A 6,399-nucleotide genomic window follows, 5' to 3' on the forward strand; every position below is an offset into this window, starting at 1 on the left:
CGTTCCATTATTGATTTGCTTAGTCGAAGCCAAAGTTTGTATGAATTTATTTTTTCTCCTTCAGAGATAAATCAGCAGCATCTTGAAAATATATGGTCTTCTGTTGCTGAAAAGCAGACATGGTATAGTTCGATTACACTTTTGGATTTATCTGGGCATGAGCGACTTCGTATTGATTATTCTGCGGACAACCATTTAGCCTCTAGTGCAAAAAATCTTCAAGACCTGTCACATCATGGCTATGTTGCCTTTGCAGAAAACCTGTCAGAGGGAGAAGTGGGGGTTTGGGGCATTGCATTGGCTAGTGCTCGAAGTGCTGCGGCTATACAGCCGATGCTATGTGTGATTACGCCAGTTACCGTATTAGGGGAGCGAAAAGGCTATTTAGTCCTCAATGTTGATATTTGGTCACAATCTTCGCGTTTAAATCATGTCCGTGATCCACAATTAACTCCTGAGCTGATCGGCGATTCAGGTTTCTATTGGTCTTCCAACGATAAAACCAAATTATTTGGAGACTTATTACCGTCCAATCAATACGAGAATCTTGCACTTCTGCTACCGAAAACTTGGCAGCAGATGCAGACAACTCCTTCTGGCTATGTATTCGAAAATGGCAAGGTTACGGTTTATAAAACCCTTAAATTTGCTTCATTGAAACCTGTTTTTTTGATGATTCAACTCACCGATGAGCAATTAGATCATCGAGCGAAGCGTGACGTCAACGATTTAATCAAAGAAGCTTTTTTTGTCTTCTTCGTTATACTCATTTTTGCGCTTCCCATGGTTTCTATGGCGTTGCATTACCATCATCGAAGTATTGAAAGCAAACTGGCAAGAGCGGCCTTGAATGGTATGTCTGCAGTGATGATCTCAGACAGAAAGCACAAAGTGATGATGGTTAATGGCGAATTTGAAAAGATTACAGGTTTGACTATTGACGAGATAAAAGGCAGTAACGCATTAAAGTTACTGCTCAGTCCAAATGGTATGGAGTTTATGCTCGAGGTGCTTGAAGAGGTATCGCAGCAACATTTCTGGGAAGGTGAAGTAGAAATGGTCAATACACAAGGTGAGACTCTAACCGCCATCATGAGAATTCAAGCGATTAAAGAGGCGACTAAAGTCAGTTATTACATCACCTCTTTAGTCGATATTACTCAGTACAAAGTCTTAGAAAACCGATTGCGAGAATTGAGTGAAAAAGATGCGTTAACTCAGCTATGGAATCGGCGTAAATTTGAAGCAGAATTGCAGCATCATACGCACATCATTCAACGTTATCCCGAAAGCCATCATGTTTGTCTCGTCTTAATTGATATTGATTACTTTAAACGAGTGAATGATGAACAAGGACATGATGAAGGTGATCGCGTCATTATTAAAGTTGGTGAAATTTTGAGCCAAACATTGCGTACCACCGATTTTCTGGCACGTATTGGCGGTGAAGAGTTTGCGATTATTATGCCGCATACTTCTGTAGAAGAAGCCGAGACTGTCCTAGACCGATTACGAGTAGCGGTAGAGCAAAGCCTCACCGTGACTATCAGCGCTGGCTTTACTGACTTAACCGCAGATGGTAAACGCTCGTATAAATGTGCTGACATTGCTTTATATGAGGCGAAAACCTTAGGACGAAATCGAATTTCACTGTGTAAAAGCAGTGATGATCTTGCTTAAGGCATACCGCAAAGAGTGATGGGTTTGGCAAGTAAAGCGTAAATAGCGAAAATAAAAAATCGGGGCAAGCCCCGATTTTTTCTGCTTTGTATTCGACGTTCGATTATAGAACGTGAACAGAAGCTGTGTTGGTTGTACCTGAGGCAACAAGTGCACCAGAAACCATCACTACGATGTCACCCTTCTTGCCTAGACCAGAAGCCAGTGCAATCTCTTTACCATTGATGTAGAACGCATCAGTGCTGTCGATAGTATCAACAACAACCGGTGTTACACCTTTAGTCAGAACAAGTTGAGCCGCCGTTTTCTTGTTAGTGGTTACAGCAATGATGTTCGCAGTTGGAAAGTACTTACGCACTGAACGAGCTGATTTACCCGCTTCAGTTGCGACCACGATAAGTGGAGCCGCCAATTTCTCAGCAGTATCTACTGCACCTTTACATACGGCTTCAGTAATGCGTAGGCGTGGGCTGTCTAAACGAGAACCCAACTCAGCTTGTAGAACGCGGTCAGTGCGAGCACAGATTTGCGCCATGATAGTGACCGCTTCAACAGGGTATTTACCTTTTGCTGTTTCGCCAGAAAGCATCACTGCATCTGTACCATCCATTACCGCGTTGGCTACGTCGCCAGCTTCTGCGCGAGTTGGACGTGGGTTCTTGATCATTGAATCAAGCATTTGAGTTGCTGTGATAACCACTTTACGTGCGCGGTTACATTTTTCGATCATCATCTTCTGTGCAAAGATAACTTCTTCAGCAGGGATCTCAACACCTAGGTCGCCACGAGCAACCATGATACCGTCAGAAAGCTCAAGAATTTCGTCGAAGTTATCAACGCCTTCTTGGTTTTCAATTTTAGAGATGATTTGGATATCTGCGCCGCCGTTTGCTGTTAGCAGTTCGCGGATTTCACGTACGTCGTCAGCTTTACGAATGAAAGAAGCTGCAACAAAATCAACGCCTTGCTCACAACCAAACTTAAGGTCTGCTTTATCTTTTTCAGAAAGAGCTGGAAGGTTCACTGAAACGTTAGGAAGGTTAACACCTTTGTTTTCACCTAGCGCGCCGTTGTTCAGCACTTTACATTTCACTTCAGTTTCTGTGGTTGCAATCACTTCCATTTCAATCAGGCCGTCATCAACCAAAATTTTGTTACCTACAGTAAGGTCTTTAGCAAAACCTAAGTAAGTCACGGCAACTTTATCTTTGTTACCTACAACGGTTGCATCAGTAGTGAAAGTGAAATCCTGGCCAGCCACGAGATCAACGTCATCACCATTTTCTAGTTTGATGGTGCGGATTTCAGGACCTTTAGTGTCTAAAAGGATCGCAAGCTGTTTACCAGTGTTTTCCATTACTTTACGGAAGTTCGCAATACGAGTGCCGTGTTCTACGAAGTCACCGTGAGAGAAGTTCAAACGCATAACGTTCATGCCAGCATTCACTAGCTCAGTAAGCTTCTCTACAGATTCAGTTTTAGGGCCAATCGTACATACGATTTTGGTCTTTTTCATGGAAGGTTCTCTCCGGTAAATATGATTACAATTTGAAGTTGGTTGAGTGTTCTAGCGTCATCACAAGCGGCAATTTTTCTTATCTATTACCCAACAATATTGATGTGATTTTGTGACATTAGAGCTGAAAGTCTTTCAACAGTTTAGTCATTTTATGACCAAGCATTGTCGATTTTATAGCGTTATTTTGCCACTTATTGAGTTTAAATCGGTTAAGTTGCAAAAGAATAACAGTCAATTCTGTAATTTTTTTTCTTTTCGGCGCGAATTCTACCACCTAATGAGTTCAATATCACTGCCTAAGAATTGTCTTAGGACAAGGTTTTAGCGTGAATTATTAATTTTTTAGATCGAAATAAATAGACAATAAAGTTTCGATTCGATTAATATTGCTTTCGATTCGTAATCTTGAAGAAAAATATAAATGTCGAAACGAAATACACAACTGAGAAGACATACCATCGCTAACCTTGTGAATGAACAGGGTGAGGTCAGTGTTGATGCACTCTCTGCTCAGTTTGAAACCTCAGAGGTGACGATTAGAAAGGATTTGGCCTCTTTAGAGAAAAACGGTCAACTCTTACGCCGTTACGGTGGTGCGATTGCACTGCCTAAAGAGGTGGTCAATGATGAGTTTAATCCTAAAGTTTCGAATCGAAAGATAAAGCTGGCTAAAGCGGCGGCTAAGTTAATTCGAGACCACAATCGCATCGTTATTGACTGTGGTAGTACTACGGCAGCATTAATTCAGCAACTGAATGATAAACGCGGTTTGGTTGTGATGACCAACTCATTGCACGTAGCGAATGCCCTTAATGAACTAGAAAGTGAACCGACACTATTAATGACGGGCGGTACTTGGGATACCCATTCCGAGTCCTTTCAGGGCAAAGTGGCTGAATCGGTACTGCGTTCTTACGATTTTGACCAACTGTTTATTGGCGCTGACGGTATTGATCTTGAACGTGGCACCACCACCTTCAATGAACTGATTGGCCTGAGCAAAGTGATGGCCGAAGTCTCACGAGAAGTGATCGTGATGATCGAATCAGACAAAGTTGGCCGAAAAATTCCCAACCTTGAGCTCGCTTGGGAGCATATTGACGTGTTAGTGACCGATAACGATCTAACCGTTCAAGATGCCGCATTGATTGAATCGCACCAAGTGCGAGTGATCCGAGCTTAATTAACCCCTATTCAACCATTCCTAAATAAAGGCCTTCGCTTGCGGCTTTAGGGATGAAGCATAAATCTAAAATGGAGTAAAAACCTTATGTGTGGAATCGTCGGTGCAGTAGCACAACGAGATGTGGCTGAAATTTTAGTGGAAGGACTACGCCGCTTGGAATACCGCGGCTATGATTCAGCCGGTGTTGCTGTGGTGGATAGTGCGAGTCAATTAACGCGCGTTCGTCGTTTAGGCAAAGTGCAAGAGCTAGCCGATGCGGTCGAAAAGCAACATGTTGCCGGAGGCACAGGCATTGCACACACACGCTGGGCGACACACGGTGAACCTTCCGAAATTAATGCTCACCCACACATGTCGGGCGATATTGCGGTTGTGCATAACGGCATTATCGAAAACCATGAAACGCTACGTGACGTTCTGCGTGAACGCGGCTACCTTTTTGAATCGCAAACCGATACCGAAGTGATTGCTCACCTTGTTGAGTGGGAACTGCGCACGGCCAGTTCACTGCTTGACGCGGTGCAAAAAACGGTTAAACAACTCGAGGGTGCTTACGGTACTGTGGTACTTGATCGCAAAGATCCAAGCCGTGTTGTGGTTGCTCGCTCTGGTAGCCCGATCGTGATCGGTTTCGGTGTTGGTGAGAATTTCTTAGCTTCAGACCAATTAGCTTTGCTGAATGTTACACGCCGCTTTATGTATCTTGAAGAGGGTGATGTCGCGGAAGTTACGCGCCGCGATGTGACGGTTTTTGCTGCAAACGGCGAACAGGTGACGCGTGAAATTAGCGAATCTAACGCAGAGCATGACGCTGGCGATAAAGGTAAATATCGTCATTTCATGCAAAAAGAGATCTTTGAACAGCCAACGGCATTGATTAACACCATGGAAGGCCGCATCACCAAAGACAGCGTAGTGACAGAAAGCATTGGCGTGAACGCTGCCGAAATTCTTAGCCAAGTGGAACATGTACAAATCGTCGCTTGCGGAACGTCGTACAACGCAGGCATGACAGCGCGTTATTGGTTTGAAGCATTGGCAGGCGTGAGTTGCGATGTGGAAATTGCCTCTGAATTTCGCTATCGCAAATTTGTGACTCGTCCAAATAGCTTGTTGATCACGCTTTCTCAATCCGGTGAAACGGCAGATACCTTAGCCGCTTTGCGCTTGGCGAAAGAAAAAGGTTACATGGCCGCGATGACTATTTGTAACGTAGCGGGTTCTTCGCTGGTTCGTGAATCTGACTTTGCATTCATGACTCGCGCTGGAACAGAGATTGGTGTGGCGTCAACCAAAGCCTTCACTACTCAGCTTGCAACCTTGCTAATGTTAGTGACCGCTCTTGGTAAACAAAAGCAGTGCATTAATAAAGAAAAAGAGGCGGAAATTGTTGAAGCACTGCATGCACTGCCTGCACAAATTAATGCAGCCCTTGCCTATGAAAAGCAGATTGAAGCACTGGCTGAAGATTTCGCAGATAAACACCACACTCTATTCCTAGGTCGTGGTGAGTTTTACCCTATCGCGCTTGAAGCATCATTAAAGCTGAAGGAAATCTCTTACATTCATGCTGAAGCATACGCGGCAGGCGAATTAAAGCACGGCCCATTAGCACTGATTGATGCTGACATGCCCGTTGTCGTGGTCGCGCCAAATAACGAGCTGTTAGAGAAGCTAAAATCGAACATTGAAGAAGTACGTGCTCGTGGCGGCTTGCTGTATGTGTTTGCCGATCAAGACGCTGGCTTTGCGGCTGATGAAACAATGAAAATCATCACCATGCCACACGTGAGTGAAATTACCGCGCCGATCTACTACACCATTCCAATGCAGCTTCTTTCTTATTATGTTGCTTTAATCAAAGGTACGGATGTCGACCAACCTCGTAACCTGGCCAAAGCCGTAACGGTTGAGTGATACAAGGTGGTTAGAGCGCATATTGTCGGAGCATATTAAAGTTTAATTAATCACAATAAAGTCTGATCGCTTACCATCAAGTTTGAATAAAAGTGAT

The 6,399-nt window shown here is 43.9% G+C and carries 4 protein-coding genes; 3 read left to right on the plus strand and 1 reads right to left on the minus strand.

Translation table 11 applies throughout. From position 1 onward, the window contains the following. Positions 1 to 1,680, plus strand: a 1,680-nt coding sequence (locus tag AACQ17_RS04685) for a sensor domain-containing diguanylate cyclase (RefSeq protein ID WP_094167664.1), incomplete at its 5' end; no start/stop codon positions are given. Positions 1,681 to 1,783: 103 nt separating this feature from the next. On the opposite strand, the gene pykF is transcribed toward AACQ17_RS04685, so the two are convergent. Further along, positions 1,784 to 3,196, minus strand: a complete 1,413-nt coding sequence (pykF, locus tag AACQ17_RS04690; protein ID WP_026027602.1) for a pyruvate kinase PykF — start codon at positions 3,194 to 3,196, stop codon at positions 1,784 to 1,786. Between the two features lie 424 nt (positions 3,197 to 3,620). On the opposite strand from pykF, the gene AACQ17_RS04695 reads away from it, so the two are divergent. Together AACQ17_RS04695 and glmS are read left to right on the plus strand one after the other, a co-directional pair. After that, positions 3,621 to 4,382, plus strand: coding sequence for a DeoR/GlpR family DNA-binding transcription regulator (locus AACQ17_RS04695; RefSeq protein WP_013857797.1), 762 nt, complete (start codon positions 3,621 to 3,623; stop codon positions 4,380 to 4,382). Between the two features lie 87 nt (positions 4,383 to 4,469). Then, a complete protein-coding gene (glmS, locus tag AACQ17_RS04700) occupies positions 4,470 to 6,302 on the plus strand; it encodes a glutamine--fructose-6-phosphate transaminase (isomerizing) (protein ID WP_017047508.1) in 1,833 nt (610 codons plus the stop codon). Positions 6,303 to 6,399 lie beyond the last annotated feature (97 nt).

It is taken from the genome of Vibrio sp. V10_P2A27P122 (assembly GCF_963874335.1).
GTDB classification, from domain to species: domain Bacteria; phylum Pseudomonadota; class Gammaproteobacteria; order Enterobacterales; family Vibrionaceae; genus Vibrio; species Vibrio anguillarum.